A 14,296-nucleotide genomic window follows, 5' to 3' on the forward strand; every position below is an offset into this window, starting at 1 on the left:
CCACGGCGATGCCCCCGCCTTCCGGGAAGGCGGGGGCATCGCCGTGCCGCTAGTCGTCCGACGGCAGGACGTCCGCCGGGTCGAAGGCCTCGTCCAGGGACTTCATCAGCCGGTCCCGCTCGACCTCGTCCAGCGGTACGGGCGCCACGTCCGCGGCGTCCGCCAGCCGTCGGAAGCCGCCGCGGCGCTGGAGGCGGCCGCTGACCCGGACCGGCAGGCCCGCCAGGTGGGCGTGGACCGCGATCCGGTACGCCTCCTCGTCGAGCGCGGCCCGTACCTGCGGGACCTCCGCCCCGGCGAGGACCCGCAGCCGCACGGTGCCGCCGCCGCCCGCCGCCGCCCGCCGCATCCGCACCACCGCGCCCGCGATCCGGACCGGGACGGCCGGTTCGTCCCGCGTGTAGCGGGCGGCGGCCTCCCGCAGCACCGGAAGGTCCCCGGGCGAGAACTCCACCGGCTCGGGCCGTGCCGCGCAGCCCGCAGGGACACCGGCCGCGGGCGCCCAGGCCAGGACGATCCGGGCCCCTTCCGAACCGTGGACCAGCGCGATCAGGGCGTCGGCGAGTTCCCGGCTGACGCCCGCCTCGACCGCCGCGTCGAAGGCCTCCATGCCTCCGGTGGCCCGCTGGTAGTCCACCGCCTCGCGCGCCGCGTGCAGCGCGTGGTGCAGCCGCGTGACCGCTCCCCGGCCGCCGTCCACCGGTACGTAGGCGGCCAGCCTGCGCCCGCCCGGGGCGGGCCCCACCAGGACTCCGTCGAGGGTGCGCTCGGCCTGGGCCCGGTGGCGGGCGCCGTAGTACCCGGCGCGGGCCCGGTCCGCCAGCGCGCCGGCCAGCAGCATCCGGCGGGCCGCCGAGCGCAGCTGCTCCTGCACGGTCCAGGCCGCCTCGCTCTGGAGCCCGTACGGCCCCTCCGGGACCTCGCGCTCCCATCGGACCTCGTCACTGGGCACGCTCAGGCCGAACAGCACCTCCCGCGCCGACGGCAGTCCGCAGCGCGAGAGCGCGGTCAGCGCTTCCTCCAGCAGGTCCGCGCAGTCGGGGAAGGTCCGGGTCTCGGGGACGAGCACGCTGGTCCCCTGGAACCCGGGCGGCGTCCAGCGCCCGTACCTCCCGGCGGCCCCGCCGCGCCGCAGCCAGCCGTGCCGGTGCAGCAGCGCGCCCAGCACCGCGGGGTCGATCTGCCCGGGGTCGGGCACGGCGGGGTCCGCGAACTCGGGGGGCGGCAGCGGTTCGAGGTGCGGCGGGTTCCAGTGCATCAGGGTGTCCCTCCCGACCCGACCCGGGTCATGATCTCGCACAGCGCGCGGTCGTCGAAGATCCGCGTGGTCGGGATCCGTACGGTGGTCCGGCGCCGGCCGGTCACGGGGTGTCCCGCGAGGTTGGTCCAGTAGCAGCAGTGCCGCAGGTCGAGCCGGTCGTGGCCGGCGGCGAGCCACTGGTCGCGCTCGCGCGGGACGAGCATCACGACGAGGATCTTGTGGACGGCGACCGGGGTGCGGGCCAGTTTCACCAGGTGCTCGTTGTCGAGGGTGAAGGCGAAGGTGGGCCCGGCCGGCCGCGGCGGTATCTGGTAGGTCGCCTTCAACTGCACCTTGATGGTGACCTCGTCGTCGACGGTGTGTTCGGGGGCGCCGTGGCTGACGTGCCAGTCGATGCCGTTGTCGGGAAAGGGCTGCGAGAGCGAGCAGCCGGCCGCGGCCGCGACGGCGTGCAGGTATCCCACCTGAAGGGTCTCCATGCAGGCGGTGGTGGCGAGTGTGCCGCGCAGCGGTCCGCTCCGCGCTGCCCCCGGCTCGCCGGTGCGCGGATCGATCTGCAGCGCCGGCACCCCGCTCGGTTCGGGCTGCGCGAGCGCCATGGCCGGCTCCCCCATGCCTTCCGGGCTCTGCCGTGTCTGGTGGCGGGGTGACGACCGGTCATGTGTACGGCCCCCCAGGGGTGTTGTCTCCGCACCCGGGCCCGCGCAAACGGCGTACGCGGCAAACAGCCCGGGTATCACCGATTCGGGCAAGGTCGGCGTGATCCGGGCGCCGCCATCTGCCGACCGTGGACGAGGAGTTCGCCATGACACGCTGGTACGAGGGCCCGCTGGCCGCATTTGACACGGAGACGACCGGGGTGGACGTCGAGCAGGACCGGATCGTGTCCGCCGCGCTCATCGTCCAGGAGTGTGCGGGCGGCCGGGTCCGCACCACGCGCTGGCTGGTCAATCCCGGGATTCCGGTGCCCCCGGGCGCCACGGAAGTGCACGGCCTCACCGACGAGCACCTGCAGCGCCACGGCCGCTGGCCGGCGCCGGTCGTGGAGGAGATAGCCCGTGCCCTCGGTGAGCAGCAGGTGGCGGGCCGCCCGGTGGTGGTGATGAACGCGCCGTTCGATCTGACCCTGCTGGACCGGGAGTTGCGCCGGCACCGGGCGTCCTCGCTGGCCCGGCACCTGGACAACCGGCCGCTGACGGTGCTGGATCCGCGGGTGCTGGACAAGCACCTCGACCGGTACCGCAAGGGCCGCCGGACGCTGACGGACCTGTGCGAGCACTACGGGATCGAGCTGGAGGGCGCCCACGACGCGGCGGCGGACGCGCAGGCCTCGCTGGAGCTCGTACGGGCGGTGGGGCGCCGGTTCGCGGCCCGCCTGGAGCGGCTGACCCCTGCCGAACTGCACACGCTGCAAGCGGTGTGGCACGCGGCACAGGCGCGCGGCCTGCAGGCCTGGTTCGCGCGCCAGGGGACGCCGGAGCCGGTAGATCCGCACTGGCCGCTGCGCCCGGACCTGTCGACGGCGGCCTAGCGGCCACGGCCGGGAAATGCGGAAGGCCGGTCCGTCTTACGACGGACCGGCCTGTCCCGGTGGGCGATACTGGGATCGAACCAGTGACCCCTTCGGTGTGAACGAAGTGCTCTCCCGCTGAGCTAATCGCCCGGGAACGCACTGAACAATACAGAAGGCTTGGGGCTGGTTCAAACCGCTTCCGGCGGGCGGGCCAGTCGGGCCGCCAGACCGCGCCGTCCGGCCCGCATCATCAGGGCGTGGTTGAGCCGGAACACCGGCCGCCCGGGCAGCGCGAGCCGGCGCATCAGCGGCAGCCGCACCTCGACCTCCTGCTCGTACAGCGCCCGCGTGCGCGGGGCTCCGCCGGGCGTTCGGCGGGCCCGTACGGTCCATCGCGCCCAGCCGTCGAGATCGCCGCGCAGCGACACTTCCAGGAGGCCCCGCCCCGGGTCGCGCAGGAGCTGGGTGGCGGTGACGTGGAGGGAGTACGGCAGGACCGAGCGGATGGTGGCGGTGCCGCTGCGTTCGTCGAGCTCCTCGACCCGGCGTATCTGCGGCCACCACTGCGGGTACTCCCCCGGGAGCTCCAGTACGGCGAACACCCGCGCGGGCGGGGCGTCCAGGTCCCACACGCTGCGGAACCGGTAGCGGTTCCAGCGGTCCCAGTGGCTGCGGTCCATGGATCCAGTGTGGCCCGCGACGGGTGCCCGTGTGCCCGCTTCGCAGGTACTCAGGCACATCTGAGTACGCACGCCCATGTCCTGACCACGTGACCGGCGCCACACTCCGGATATGAACACCCCCCTGCCGCCGGCCGAGGAGCTGGCGCTCATCGACCGCGAGCTGGCTCAACTCGACGCCCGCCGCCACTACTTGCTGGGCCGCCGGGACTGGCTGCTGCGCCTGCTGAACGCACCCGTGCCGGTGTCCGCGCCCGGCCCGGCGGCCTGGCCCGCGGCCGGGCCCGCCAAGGACGCCTCGGCTCCGAGCGCGCAGAACGTGCTGCTCGTCCTGGGCGCGGTCCTGCTGGCCGTGGCCGCGCTGGCGTTCACGCTGGTGAGCTGGGGCTCCCTGGGGATCACCGGGCGCGCGGCGGTCCTCGGCGCGGTGACCGCCGCGGCGCTGGCCGCGCCCGTGCCGCTGCTGCGCCGCGGGCTGCGCTCGACGGCGGAGTCGGTCGCGGCGGTGGGGCTGCTGCTGACGGTGCTGGACGCCTACGCGCTCCACCGGGTCGGCATGCCGGACACCGACCCCCGGGCGTACGCGGCGGGGGCGGCCGCGGTGCTCGCGGGCGTCTGGGCCGGGTACGGGTCCGCCCTGCGCACGCTGCGGATCCCGCCCGGGGCGGCGGTGCTCGCGGCGCAGTTCCCGCTGCCGCTGGCGGCGCTGGCCGCGCAGGCGGGCCCGCTGGACCTGGCCTGGGCGCTGCTGGCGACGGCCGCGCTGGACGCGGCGCTCGCGCTGCGGCTGCGGTGGGCGGCGCTCCCGGGGGCCGCGCTGGGGGTGGCCGCGGTGCTGACCGGGGTGTCCGAGTCCTGGTCGGCCGCTTCGGCCGCCGAGGCGTGGCACCCGTCGGCGCTGCTGCTGGCGGGCGCGGCCCTGGGGGTGGCCGCGGCCTGGCGGGAGCCGCGCGCCTGGGCCGCCGCCCTGGCGGGCGGCCTGCTGGCGGTCCTGGCCGTGGGCGGCCTGCCCCGGCCGGAGCTCGCCCTCTCGTGGGCGGTGGTGGTGCACCTGCTGGTGGCGCTGCCGCTGCTGGCCGCCGTACGGGTCCACGCGCTCCCGGCGCACGTCCGGCGCGGGCTGGGCTGGGCCGGGGCGGTGGTGGGCGCCCTGACGGCGCTGTTCGGCTGGACGGCGGTGGCGCCGGCGCTGCTGGCCCGGGTCGGGGTGCTGGAGGAGGTGTGGGCCGCGACGACCCCGGCCGCCGATCCGTTCGGGGCGGGGGCGGCCGTCACGGTGGGTCTGCTGCTGGCGGCGGGGGCCGCCTGGTGGCTGTCGCGGGTGCTGTCCCGTCCGGAGCCGGCGGCGGTCGCGGCGGTCCTCGCCTGGGCGGGGCTGTTCACGGCTCCACTGCTGCTCGGCTTCCCGCCGGCGGCGGTGTTCGCCGCACAGCTCGCGGTGACGGCGGGGGCGGGGCTGCTCGCGCTGCGCTCCCCGGACCGCGGGACCGGGATCACGGCCGGCGTCTGCGCGCTGGCCGGGGCCGCGAACGTGTCCCTGGGCGCGCTGGACGGCCGGGTGGCGACCTTCGCGGTGTGGGGGCTGCTGGGCGCCCTCTGCGCGGCCGCGGCGGCGTACGGGCCGGCCGCGCGCTGGGCCCGCTCCGGGGCGGCCGCGTGCGCCGTCGGGTACGCCACGGGGCTGCCGGCGGCCGCGGCGGCCCTGACGGACCTGGCGGTGGTGTGGTGGGCGCTGCCCGTGCTCGCGGTCCCGGCCTCGGTGGCGGCGCTCGGGCCCCGGCTCGGCGGGGTGCGGCTGCCCGCGGAGATCGCGGCGGGCGCGGCGGGCGTCTTGGCGCTGGCCCTGTCGGCCGGGCGGGCCGGGACCCTCGCACTGGTCCTGGCGCTGCTCGGGGTGGTCTGCGCGGGCGCGGCGGTGCGGCCGGAGCGGCGCGTGCTGGGCTGGGCGGCGGGGGCGCTGTTCGTGGCGGCGACCTGGGTCCGGCTGGCCGATGCCGGGGTGGCGGCGCCGGAGGCGTACACCCTCCCGGTGACGCTGCCCGCCCTGGCGGTGGGCCTGCTGCGGCGGCGCAGGGACCCGGCGGCGTCCTCGTGGACGGCCTACGGCCCGGGTCTCTCGGCGACGCTGCTGCCGAGCCTGCTGGCGGCCTGGGGAGACCCGGACTGGGTGCGCCCGCTGCTGCTCGGCGCGGCCGCGCTGGCGGTGACCCTGGCGGGCGCCCAGCGGCGCCTCCAGGCCCCGCTGCTGCTGGGCGGCGGGGTGCTGGCGGTGGTGGCGCTGCACGAGCTGGCCCCGTACGTGGTGCAGGTGGCGGGGGCGCTGCCGCGCTGGGTGCCGCCGGCGCTGGCGGGACTGCTGCTGCTGATGGTGGGCGCGACGTACGAGAAGCGGCTGCGCGACGCCCGCCGCCTGCGGGACGCGATCGCGAGGCTGGGCTGAACGCCAGAGGCCCGGAGACTGTGAAAGTCTCCGGGCCTCTGGTCCGGGTGGGCGATACTGGGTTCGAACCAGTGACCCCTTCGGTGTGAACGAAGTGCTCTCCCACTGAGCTAATCGCCCGGACGCACCGCAAACATTACCGCATGTCAGCGGTGCTCCTTGACCATCCCCGGTCCGTCACTGGTCCTTGATGTTCCAGGGCAGGACGAGCCCGTACTTCCACAGGTAGAAGCCGATCAGCGCGCCCGCGATGACGAGGCCCACGCTGGTCAGGATGATGTTGCGGCGGCGGACCTTCGGATCGAGCGCCGCCTGCGCGGCCTCGGTGACCTTGCGCTTGGTCCAGCGCAGCACGAGGTGGGCCCAGGCGAACTCGGTGGCCCAGATCGCCAGGCCCGCGAAGATCGCCACCCAGCCGGGGCCGGGCAGGACGAGCATCGCGACACCGGCGCCGATGACGGCCAGGCCGACGACGAAGACGCCGACCTGCCAGCTCAGGTGCAGGCCCCGGCTGGCCTTGATGAAGGCGGGCGCCTTCGATACGTGCGGCGCCTCCTCGGCGGCCTCGGCAGTGGTCTCTGCAGCGGCCTCGGTGGCGGATTCGTCGGCTGCGGGCTCGTTGGCCCCGCGGTCACTCCCCGTATTCATGGGACCGAATCTACCGGAGCCGGAAGCACACGTGAATGCCGCTTTGGATCCGCCGTCCGAGGGACCCAGAGGTCCGCAAAACGGTCAGAGGGGTTTACAACGGCACCGTAGGTGGCATGTCGATTTCGCCGACGTGCGAATCCCCGAGCGCACACTGAGCGAAAGGCCCTGGCGCTTATGAACACCACGGTCAGCTGCGAGCTGCACCTGCGCCTCGTTGTGTCGAGCGAGTCCTCACTGCCTGTTCCCGCGGGCCTGCGGTATGACACGGCCGACCCCTACGCCGTGCACGCCACCTTCCACACCGGCGCCGAGGAGACGGTCGAATGGGTATTCGCCCGCGACCTCCTCGCAGAGGGCCTCCACCGGCCCACCGGTACCGGCGACGTCCGCGTCTGGCCGTCCCGCAGCCACGGTCAGGGCGTCGTCTGCATCGCCCTGAGCTCACCGGAGGGAGAAGCACTGCTCGAAGCACCAGCCCGAGCACTGGAGTCATTCCTCAAGCGGACGGATGCCGCGGTCCCACCGGGGACCGAGCACCGGCACTTCGACCTCGACAAGGAGCTCTCCCACATCCTGGCCGAAAGCTGAGCCAGGCCCACACCCGCGCGACACCGTCCGACTCGGGGCGACGGTGCGTGTCGGAAAACCACATACGGACGCACCGGCGCTGTTCCCGCGGAAGCCACCCGCGTGGACGGCGCCGTTGCGCGTTGGGACGACCCGCTAGAGTCGGCCACCAGCGGCGGCAGAGGTCGTCGCCGCAGGCCCGGCCCTTGAGGGAGACCCCGTGCAGATCCCCCACGACACCCGTCGCGCACTCGACGTCGTCGTCGCGCTGGTGAACACCGCGGCCGAGCCGGGGCAGCCCGACGGGCTCGCGGACCTCGGTGCGCTGCGCGGTTTCGTCCAGGAGTACGCGATCAGCGACGTCGGCGAGCTCGGCGCCCGCGATCTGGCGGGCGTCCGGACGGTGCGCTCGAAGTTCGCGAAGGTCTTCGCCTCGCCGAACCCGCGCGCCGCAGCCACGCTGATCAACGAACTGGTGGCGACGGCCGGCACCACCCCCCAGCTGACCGACCACGACGGCTACGACTGGCACGTGCACTACTTCGCGCCGGGCGCGTCGGTGGGCGACCACCTGGCGGCCGACGGCGGCATGGCCCTGGCCTTCATCGTGGTCTCCGGCGAACAGGAGCGGCTGCGCCGCTGCGAGGCCCCGGACTGCCGCCGCGCCTTCGTCGACCTCTCCCGCAACCGCTCGCGGCGCTACTGCGACAGCCGGACCTGCGGGAACCGGCTGCACGTGGCGGCGTACCGGGCCCGGCGCAAGGGAGCCGACGCGGGGCCGTCAGAGCATGAAGAGGTCGTGCACGGCGGCGAGCAGCAGCAGGACGCCGATCACGGCTAGGAAGATCATCAGGGGCGGCTGGGACAGGGCGAAGAGGCAGCCTCGCGGCTCCTCGGCAACGGGGGCGGTGGCCGGCGCGGGAACCGACGGCTCACCCTGCGATGTCTCGAGCATGTCGGGGCGATGATGACGCAGCGCGCCGCCAACCGCGCTTCAACACGCCAATATCCGTGCGGCAGTTCGCCCGATCTTGTGGATCACCGCCGGATTCCGGGACCTCGGGTCAGATGCCGTGCTTCTTGAGAATGGCCTCGATGTCGGAGAAGTCGTCCCCCGCCGCGGCCGACGGCTTCCGGCCCGCCGCGCCCTGCGGCCCGGAGGCGGATCCGGCGCCGAGCGAGGGCGCGGAGGCGGCCGGGGCGACGGCCTCGGGGGTCCGACCGGCCTTCTTGCCCAGGCCCCGCCGCTCGACGGCGCGGGTGGTGAACAGGAGCAGCCAGGCCAGCCCGAGCAGCCCGAAGCCGATCCAGACGGTCGGGTTGAAGACGATCCCGGACACCCACTCCACCAGGCCCGTCATCACGAGGGCGACCGGCACCAGCGAGTACGCGGCGATCCGCGTGGCCGCCAGGAACCGCTTGCGGTAGGCGGTCAGCGCGGCGATGCCCAGGCCCGCCGCGGACACCGCGGAACATATGGTCTCGGCGAGCATGCGGTCCTCCGGCGGTTCGACGGCTGGGCGGTCTGTCCCCATCCATCCTGCACCGGCCCTCCCCCCGGCTGCCAGGCCCGGAGCCGCCCCCGGGCGGATCTCCGGGACATCTCGGGGTCGGACCTCATCCGCAGGTGCCGGTCGGTGGGCGTGCGCGGAGGCTGGGAGACTGGGGGCATGACCGATTCCGTGATCCTCGACGTCTGGTGCGAACTCCAGTGCCCGGACTGCCTCAGCGCTCTGGACGACGTACGCGCCCTGCGGGCCCGCTACGGCGACCGGCTGGACATCCGGCTGCGCCACTTCCCGCTGGAGAAGCACAAGCACGCCTTCGCCGCGGCGCAGGCCGCCGAGGAGGCCCTGGAGCAGGGGCAGGGCTGGGCGTACGCGGAGGCCGTACTGGCCAGGACCGCGGAGCTCAGCGAGCGCGGCGAGTCGGTACTGCTGGACGTGGCACGTGAACTGGGCCTGGACGTCGAGGAGTTCGACACCGCCCTGATCGACGGCCGGCACATCCTGATCGTGGACGCCGACCAGGCCGAGGGCAAGGCGATCGGCGTGACCGGCACCCCGACCTACGTGATCGACGGCGAACGCCTCGACGGCGGCAAGAGCCAGGAGGGCCTGCGCGCCCGCATCGAGGAGATCGCCGACCGCCTGCTCGGCCAGGCCCCCTAGATCAGCTCCTTCCGGGCGTTCACGGTGCTGTCCCGGTAGCCGAGCGACTCGTAGAGGCGCCGGGCCGGGGTGTTGTCCTCGTGGACGTGCAGCGCCAGCCGGCGGGCGCCCGTGGCCAGGGCGGCGTGTTCGGCCAGCAGCATGAGGGTCCGGCCGTGCCCCTGCCTGCGGTGCTCGGCGGCGACGTCCACGTCCCATACGTACGGGACCCGGCCCCCGCCGGGCAGATCGCGGGCCCCCACCCACAGGGTGCCGAGGACGGCCCGGTCCGGCGCCTGGAGGAGGAGGAAGGCCGCGCCAGGGGTGTCCCGCCCGGCCGGCAGCAGCTCGGCGTGCTCGGCTCGGGACGCGGCCAGGGCCTGCTCGGCAGACATGCCGGGGGCGACCAGGTGGTGGCTGTACTCGACGACGGCCTGCTCGTGCCAGACGTCGTACTCGGCCCGGGTCATCGGGCGGCCGACCGCGCCCGACGGGAGCGCGGGCGGCTCGGCTGGCAGCTCCTTGACCTGGACCCGGCCGGTCACCCGGTAGCCGAGGGTCTCGGCCATCCGAAGAGCCGGCGCCTCGTCGGCGGGCACCGACACGGCGATGGCCGTGCAGCCCCAGGAACGCAGCACCTCCTCGGCGGCGAGCGCGGCGACCGTGCCGCGCCCGCGCCGCCGGTCCGGCTCGTCGATCCACAGCCCCCTGATCACCCCGGTCCCGGGCTGGGCTGCCGAGCGGGTGGCCAGTTCGACGCTGCCCACGCGCCGGCTGTTCACCCGGACCTCGTACGTCCGCGAGCGGGTGCCGTCTGTGTTGCGCTGGAGCGGCTGTGCGGGCCGCAGGGTAGTGGTCATCACTTGGTGTTCTACCTGCCCGGCGGGCCCGCGTCACCGGGGTTTACGGATCGAGATCCGCGCCGGCCTTCGCGTCGAAGATCCGCATGGCCTCGGCCGTGACCGGGCCGGGGGCCGTGCCCAGCTCGCGCGCGTCGATCCGTACGACCGCCTGGACATCGCGCAGCGAGGAGGTCAGGAAGACCTCGTCGGCCTGCTCCAGGACCTCGAACGGCAGGTCGGTCTCCTTGGCGCCGGCCCATTCGACGACGAGGGCGCGGGTGATGCCCGCCAGGCAGCCGGAGGCCAGGGGCGGGGTGTGCAGCTGTCCGTCGAGGACGACGAAGACGTTGGAGCCGGTGCCCTCGCAGAGCCGGCCGACGGTGTTGGCCAGGAGCGCCTCGGAGGCGCGGGCCTTGTGGGCGGCGGCGAGCGCGACGACGTTCTCCGCGTAGGAGGTGCTCTTCAGGCCGGCCACGGCGGAGCGCTCGTTGCGGACCCAGGGCACCGTGACGACTGCGGTGGTGTCGGGGCGGCGGAAGGACGGCGCGACGGCCACGATCAGGGTGGGGCCGCCGTCCCCGCGGTCGGAGCCGAGCGGGGAGACGCCGCCGGTGTAGGTGACGCGCAGTCGCCCGTGCTCGATCGGGTTGGCCTCCAGGACCGCGGCGCAGGCCCGGCGCACCTCGTCGTGGTCGGGGTCCGGCAGGCCGAGGCCGCGGGCCGATCGGGTCAGCCGGTCCAGGTGGCGGGTGAGCGCGAAGGCGCGGCCCCGCTCCGCCTTGAGCGTCTCGAAGACGCCGTCTCCCACGGTCAGCCCGTGGTCGAAGACGGACACCTTCGCGCTGTCCACGTCCCGAAGTGCTCCGTCGAGCCAGATGCTCACCGTGCGGCCCCTCTCAAGATCCCGTTCGGCCTGTCGTCTGATGCGCCCCCGACGCTACCCGCAGCAGCCGGGCGGCCTTCAGCTCGGTCTCCGCCCATTCGCGGTCGGGGTCGGAGCCCCAGGTGATGCCGGCGCCGGTGCCGAAGAGCAGGCGGGGGCCGCCGGGGGCCTCGCGGTCGATCCAGAAGGTGCGGATGCCGACGGCGAGCTCGGCGGTGCCCCGGTCGGCGTCGACCCAGCCCAGCCCGCCGCAGTAGGGGCCGCGGGGGGCGGTCTCGAGGGCCTCGATGATCCGCAGGGCGGAGGACTTGGGGGCCCCGGTGACGGAGCCGGGCGGGAAGGTGGCCGCGAGCAGCTCGGGCCAGCCCGCGCCGTCGGCGAGTTCTCCGCTGACGGTGGAGACGAGGTGGACCAGGCCGGGGTGCTCCTCGACGGCGCACAGTTCGGGGACGGTGACGGAGCCGGTGGCGCAGACGCGGCCGAGGTCGTTGCGTACGAGGTCCACGATCATCACGTTCTCGGCGTGGTCCTTGGGCAGCAGGTCGGCCGCGGTGCGGCCGGTGCCCTTGATGGGGCCGGACTCGACGTGGCGGCCGTCGCGGCGCAGGAACAGCTCCGGGGAGGCGGTGGCGATCTCCACGCCGTGCGCGGGCAGCCGAATCGTTCCTGCGTAGGGGGCGGGGTTGCCGCGCGCGAGGAGTGCGGTGAGGGCGTCGACATCGGCGCGGGCCGCGTCGGGCAGCGGCGCGGACATCACGCGGCAGAGGTTGGCCTGGTAGACCTCGCCGGCGGCGATGTGCTCGCGGATGCGGCGGACGCCGGCCAGGTAGGCGGCCCGGTCCAGGGAGGAGGTCCACTGGTCGGCACCGGGGCCGTGCCAGGCGCCGGGCACGGGAGCGGGGACGGGATCGGGGCGTATGTCCCCGAAGCGCGCGCAGACCAGCCGACCTTCGAAGTCGGCGGCCACCGCCCAGAAGCCGGTGGAGTCGAGGGCACCAGGGTCGCTGGTGACGTCTCGGAGGTCGGTCGCGAGGAGGCCGCCGAAGCGGGCCATGGGAGGCAGGTCGTGCACGGCTGTGAGTCTATGACCGGTGACGCGGCGGCGCCGGAGAGGTGACGGTCGGGTGACCGCTGGTGATCGAGCGGCAGCACGCTGCGGAAACGCGTTTTTGAGCTGGCCCGGGAATCCGCTAGAGTTCAACACGTCGCCAGGGAGCGAAGGGGAAAAACCCCGGAGCGAACACGGTGACCTGCGGACGTAGCTCAGTTGGTAGAGCACCACCTTGCCAAGGTGGATGTCGCGAGTTCGAGTCTCGTCGTCCGCTCGAAGTGGGGGTCTTCTTCCCGAGAACCCCCGCAGCTCCATGGTGGAGTGGCCGAGAGGCGAGGCAACGGCCTGCAAAGCCGTCTACACGGGTTCAAATCCCGTCTCCACCTCCAAGGACGATTAGCTCAGCGGGAGAGCGCTTCCCTGACACGGAAGAGGTCACTGGTTCAATCCCAGTATCGTCCACTGGTCCGCAAGGACCCCCGCGCGATTAGCTCAGCGGGAGAGCGCTTCCCTGACACGGAAGAGGTCACTGGTTCAATCCCAGTATCGCGCACGCAGCATCAGCACCACCTGCATCACCTGCGGCTCCATGCCGTTCCCGCGCGATTAGCTCAGCGGGAGAGCGCTTCCCTGACACGGAAGAGGTCACTGGTTCAATCCCAGTATCGCGCACCATCCGGAAGCCCCGGCCGTCCCACGGCCGGGGCTTCCGCGTTGTCCGCACCGCTCAGGAGGAGAAGAGCATCCGGCCGAAGCCGCCGCGGTGGTGGTGGCCGTGGTGGCCGCCCTGGTGCGGGGCGCCCCAGGCGGGGGCGGGGGCCACGTGCTGCGGCGGGTACGGGGCCGGCGGCGCGGCGGGCGGGGGGACCTGGCCGTACTGCTGGGACGTGTACTGGGACTCCAGGCGGGTCAGCGCCTCCAGCTCGCCGTAGTCGAGGAAGATGCCGCGGCAGCCGCTGCACTGCTCTATCTGGACACCGTTGCGGTTGTAGGTGTGCATCATCGCGTGACACTTCGGACACTGCATGGGCGGTTCAACTCCTCGGCGTGGACGGGCCACCGGCTGACCGGATGCATGCCCGGTGGCGCGGAGCTCACCCTACGACGGAGGCTCTCGTTCCAAGTCGCCCGGGAGGGCTGCTATTCGGGCACAGGCGTCCACCATCAGCCGCTCCCCCTCGTCGAGCCGGCGCCGCCCTTCCGCCGCCTTGGCCAGGGCGAGGGCCGCCGTCTGCACGGTGAGCGCGCGGGCGGCGAGATCGAGTTCCGGCCACGGGTCGGTGCCGGGCGGTCCCGCGGCCGGGCCGCCTGCGGCCCGGTAGGCGTCGAGGAAGCGCTGCCAGGCCTCGGGGGCGAGCAGCCCGGCGGCGTACCAGGCGGCGGGCCGGCCGAGGTCCCAGGTGGGGGTGCCGAGGCCGAGGTCGTCGACGTCGATGAGGAACCAGGGCCCCTGGGGGGCGGGATAGCGGACCAGCTGGCCGAGGTGCAGGTCCCCGTGGCACAGCGCGCCGCCGGGCGGCGCCTGTGCCTCTCCGCGCGCCCAGGCGGGCAGCGTCCCCGCGGCGGTCCGTACGGAGCGCACCGCGCCCGGGTCGGGGCCGGCGGGCAGGGCCTCCGCCAGCCGCAGCCGCTCCAGGGCGCGGGCGAGCTTGGCCGGTCCGCGCATCGGCGGGAGCGGGCCGGGGAGGGCGGCGAGCGGTGTCCGGTGCAGGGCGGCCAGGAGCCCGGCGGTGGCCTCCCAGGGGGCCTCCTCGGGGCGCTGCGGGTCGACGGGGGCCCCGTAGGGCCACAGGGAGACCGGCCGGTCCTGCACCCGGCCGGGCACGGGGAGCAGCGGGGGCAGCAGGACACCGCCGAGCGCCTGGTGGCCGGCGATGCGCAGGCGTACGGCGAGGGCCGCGTGGTCGGCGTCCCCGGCGTGGGCCTTGGCCACGACCTCCCCGCAGCGCACCACGGTGCCGTCGTCGCGGTCCGCGAGGAGGGCGTACGGAAGCGGTTGGGCGGTACAGGCGGCGAGGGCCTCGGGCAGCGAGTCGGTCATGGGAACCCCGGGGTGGGTGGTGCGGCAGCGGCCTCCCGGGGATCGTACGCCGCAATGCGGACATCGGGGCAGTGCATCCGGGCATGAAAAAGGGTGCTGCCCGTCCGACTCCCCAGTCGTACGGGCAGCACCCTTCACCTGCCGTCCGTCGTCGCTCCCCCGTCCCCACGGGGTTCGACAGGCCGATGTCCCGGTCCGGGCCGCTCTCCCGGACCCG

The 14,296-nt window shown here is 74.4% G+C and carries 16 protein-coding genes and 7 tRNA genes; 10 read left to right on the top strand and 13 right to left on the bottom strand.

Annotated features, from left to right (window positions below; genetic code table 11):
• Positions 1-49 precede the first annotated feature (49 nt).
• Both AB0O21_RS29950 and AB0O21_RS29955 read right to left on the bottom strand, forming a co-directional pair.
• A complete protein-coding gene (locus AB0O21_RS29950) occupies positions 50-1,258 on the bottom strand; it encodes a hypothetical protein (RefSeq protein WP_365175983.1) in 1,209 nt (402 codons plus the stop codon).
• A complete protein-coding gene (locus AB0O21_RS29955) occupies positions 1,258-1,860 on the bottom strand; it encodes a DUF4365 domain-containing protein (RefSeq protein WP_365175984.1) in 603 nt (200 codons plus the stop codon). The genes AB0O21_RS29950 and AB0O21_RS29955 overlap by 1 nt, the downstream gene beginning before the upstream one ends.
• Before the next feature lie 206 nt (positions 1,861-2,066).
• Between AB0O21_RS29955 and AB0O21_RS29960 the strand changes: the two genes are divergently transcribed.
• Complete coding sequence (locus AB0O21_RS29960; protein WP_365175985.1) at positions 2,067-2,792, top strand: 3'-5' exonuclease; 726 nt, start codon at positions 2,067-2,069, stop codon at positions 2,790-2,792.
• 60 nt (positions 2,793-2,852) lie between these two features.
• Here AB0O21_RS29960 and AB0O21_RS29965 read toward each other — a convergent pair.
• Together AB0O21_RS29965 and AB0O21_RS29970 are read right to left on the bottom strand one after the other, a co-directional pair.
• Positions 2,853-2,924, bottom strand: a tRNA-Val gene (locus tag AB0O21_RS29965).
• A 38-nt stretch (positions 2,925-2,962) separates the two neighbouring features.
• A complete protein-coding gene (locus AB0O21_RS29970; RefSeq protein ID WP_365175986.1) occupies positions 2,963-3,454 on the bottom strand; it encodes an SRPBCC family protein in 492 nt (163 codons plus the stop codon).
• A gap of 112 nt (positions 3,455-3,566) precedes the next feature.
• Between AB0O21_RS29970 and AB0O21_RS29975 the strand changes: the two genes are divergently transcribed.
• Positions 3,567-5,894 carry a hypothetical protein gene (locus tag AB0O21_RS29975; protein WP_365175987.1) on the top strand — a complete coding sequence of 776 codons (2,328 nt, stop codon included), beginning with the start codon at positions 3,567-3,569 and terminating at the stop codon, positions 5,892-5,894.
• Between the two features lie 48 nt (positions 5,895-5,942).
• Here the strand turns inward: AB0O21_RS29975 and AB0O21_RS29980 are convergent.
• Positions 5,943-6,014, bottom strand: a tRNA-Val gene (locus AB0O21_RS29980).
• Between the two features lie 57 nt (positions 6,015-6,071).
• Entirely contained in the window at positions 6,072-6,542 is a 471-nt protein-coding gene (locus tag AB0O21_RS29985; RefSeq protein WP_365175988.1) for a TIGR02611 family protein, read from the bottom strand.
• 177 nt (positions 6,543-6,719) lie between these two features.
• Between AB0O21_RS29985 and AB0O21_RS29990 the strand changes: the two genes are divergently transcribed.
• Entirely contained in the window at positions 6,720-7,133 is a 414-nt protein-coding gene (locus AB0O21_RS29990; RefSeq protein ID WP_030011909.1) for an SsgA family sporulation/cell division regulator, read from the top strand.
• Positions 7,134-7,332: 199 nt separating this feature from the next.
• Positions 7,333-7,953, top strand: a complete 621-nt coding sequence (locus AB0O21_RS29995) for a CGNR zinc finger domain-containing protein (protein ID WP_365175989.1) — start codon at positions 7,333-7,335, stop codon at positions 7,951-7,953.
• Here the strand turns inward: AB0O21_RS29995 and AB0O21_RS30000 are convergent.
• Together AB0O21_RS30000 and AB0O21_RS30005 are read right to left on the bottom strand one after the other, a co-directional pair.
• The gene (locus AB0O21_RS30000; RefSeq protein ID WP_365175990.1) at positions 7,894-8,067 is read right to left on the bottom strand and encodes a hypothetical protein; all 174 of its coding nucleotides are present in this window, start codon (positions 8,065-8,067) and stop codon (positions 7,894-7,896) included. The two genes, AB0O21_RS29995 and AB0O21_RS30000, sit on opposite strands and share 60 nt — an antisense overlap.
• Positions 8,068-8,176: 109 nt before the next feature.
• Complete coding sequence (locus tag AB0O21_RS30005; protein ID WP_365175991.1) at positions 8,177-8,605, bottom strand: hypothetical protein; 429 nt, start codon at positions 8,603-8,605, stop codon at positions 8,177-8,179.
• Between the two features lie 177 nt (positions 8,606-8,782).
• Here AB0O21_RS30005 and AB0O21_RS30010 point away from each other — a divergent pair, with 177 nt between their 5' ends.
• On the top strand, positions 8,783-9,283 hold the full coding sequence (locus AB0O21_RS30010) for a DsbA family protein (protein ID WP_365175992.1): 501 nt from the start codon (positions 8,783-8,785) through the stop codon (positions 9,281-9,283).
• Here AB0O21_RS30010 and AB0O21_RS30015 read toward each other — a convergent pair.
• Genes AB0O21_RS30015 through AB0O21_RS30025 form a run of 3 tightly spaced genes read right to left on the bottom strand, consistent with a single transcriptional unit; the run spans position 9,280 to position 12,059 of the window.
• Positions 9,280-10,122 carry a GNAT family N-acetyltransferase gene (locus AB0O21_RS30015; protein WP_365175993.1) on the bottom strand — a complete coding sequence of 281 codons (843 nt, stop codon included), beginning with the start codon at positions 10,120-10,122 and terminating at the stop codon, positions 9,280-9,282. The two genes, AB0O21_RS30010 and AB0O21_RS30015, sit on opposite strands and share 4 nt — an antisense overlap.
• A gap of 43 nt (positions 10,123-10,165) precedes the next feature.
• Positions 10,166-10,987, bottom strand: a complete 822-nt coding sequence (locus AB0O21_RS30020; RefSeq protein ID WP_365175994.1) for an aminodeoxychorismate lyase — start codon at positions 10,985-10,987, stop codon at positions 10,166-10,168.
• A gap of 13 nt (positions 10,988-11,000) precedes the next feature.
• Complete coding sequence (locus AB0O21_RS30025) at positions 11,001-12,059, bottom strand: chorismate-binding protein (protein ID WP_365175995.1); 1,059 nt, start codon at positions 12,057-12,059, stop codon at positions 11,001-11,003.
• A gap of 180 nt (positions 12,060-12,239) precedes the next feature.
• Here AB0O21_RS30025 and AB0O21_RS30030 point away from each other — a divergent pair.
• The 5 genes from AB0O21_RS30030 (at position 12,240) to AB0O21_RS30050 (ending at position 12,713) form a co-directional block, all read left to right on the top strand.
• A tRNA-Gly gene (locus tag AB0O21_RS30030) sits at positions 12,240-12,312 on the top strand.
• 41 nt (positions 12,313-12,353) lie between these two features.
• Positions 12,354-12,427 (top strand) — tRNA-Cys (locus tag AB0O21_RS30035).
• A 1-nt stretch (position 12,428) separates the two neighbouring features.
• Positions 12,429-12,500, top strand: a tRNA-Val gene (locus AB0O21_RS30040).
• Between the two features lie 19 nt (positions 12,501-12,519).
• A tRNA-Val gene (locus AB0O21_RS30045) sits at positions 12,520-12,591 on the top strand.
• 47 nt (positions 12,592-12,638) lie between these two features.
• Positions 12,639-12,713 (top strand) — tRNA-Val (locus AB0O21_RS30050).
• Positions 12,714-12,765: 52 nt separating this feature from the next.
• On the opposite strand, the gene AB0O21_RS30055 is transcribed toward AB0O21_RS30050, so the two are convergent.
• Both AB0O21_RS30055 and AB0O21_RS30060 read right to left on the bottom strand, forming a co-directional pair.
• Complete coding sequence (locus AB0O21_RS30055; RefSeq protein WP_365175996.1) at positions 12,766-13,065, bottom strand: zf-TFIIB domain-containing protein; 300 nt, start codon at positions 13,063-13,065, stop codon at positions 12,766-12,768.
• A 72-nt stretch (positions 13,066-13,137) separates the two neighbouring features.
• Positions 13,138-14,079: an aminoglycoside phosphotransferase family protein gene (locus AB0O21_RS30060; protein ID WP_365175997.1), complete on the bottom strand. Its 942-nt coding sequence runs from the start codon at positions 14,077-14,079 to the stop codon at positions 13,138-13,140.
• Positions 14,080-14,296 lie beyond the last annotated feature (217 nt).

It is taken from the genome of Streptomyces sp. NPDC091371, from assembly GCF_040684275.1.
Classification (GTDB): Bacteria; Actinomycetota; Actinomycetes; order Streptomycetales; family Streptomycetaceae; genus Streptomyces.

What these genes read in the sequence shown, in the direction of transcription:
- AB0O21_RS30015 (WP_365175993.1), bottom strand. Translation starts at nt 10,122, where the DNA reads ATGACCACTACCCTGCGGCCCGCACAGCCGCTCCAGCGCAACACAGAC.
- AB0O21_RS30060 (WP_365175997.1), bottom strand. Translation starts at nt 14,079, where the DNA reads ATGACCGACTCGCTGCCCGAGGCCCTCGCCGCCTGTACCGCCCAACCG.
- AB0O21_RS29955 (WP_365175984.1), bottom strand. Translation starts at nt 1,860, where the DNA reads ATGGCGCTCGCGCAGCCCGAACCGAGCGGGGTGCCGGCGCTGCAGATC.
- AB0O21_RS30005 (WP_365175991.1), bottom strand. Translation starts at nt 8,605, where the DNA reads ATGCTCGCCGAGACCATATGTTCCGCGGTGTCCGCGGCGGGCCTGGGC.
- AB0O21_RS30055 (WP_365175996.1), bottom strand. Translation starts at nt 13,065, where the DNA reads ATGCAGTGTCCGAAGTGTCACGCGATGATGCACACCTACAACCGCAAC.
- AB0O21_RS29960 (WP_365175985.1), top strand. Translation starts at nt 2,067, where the DNA reads ATGACACGCTGGTACGAGGGCCCGCTGGCCGCATTTGACACGGAGACG.
- AB0O21_RS29950 (WP_365175983.1), bottom strand. Translation starts at nt 1,258, where the DNA reads ATGCACTGGAACCCGCCGCACCTCGAACCGCTGCCGCCCCCCGAGTTC.
- AB0O21_RS29985 (WP_365175988.1), bottom strand. Translation starts at nt 6,542, where the DNA reads ATGAATACGGGGAGTGACCGCGGGGCCAACGAGCCCGCAGCCGACGAA.
- AB0O21_RS29975 (WP_365175987.1), top strand. Translation starts at nt 3,567, where the DNA reads ATGAACACCCCCCTGCCGCCGGCCGAGGAGCTGGCGCTCATCGACCGC.
- AB0O21_RS30010 (WP_365175992.1), top strand. Translation starts at nt 8,783, where the DNA reads ATGACCGATTCCGTGATCCTCGACGTCTGGTGCGAACTCCAGTGCCCG.
- AB0O21_RS29970 (WP_365175986.1), bottom strand. Translation starts at nt 3,454, where the DNA reads ATGGACCGCAGCCACTGGGACCGCTGGAACCGCTACCGGTTCCGCAGC.
- AB0O21_RS30000 (WP_365175990.1), bottom strand. Translation starts at nt 8,067, where the DNA reads ATGCTCGAGACATCGCAGGGTGAGCCGTCGGTTCCCGCGCCGGCCACC.
- AB0O21_RS29990 (WP_030011909.1), top strand. Translation starts at nt 6,720, where the DNA reads ATGAACACCACGGTCAGCTGCGAGCTGCACCTGCGCCTCGTTGTGTCG.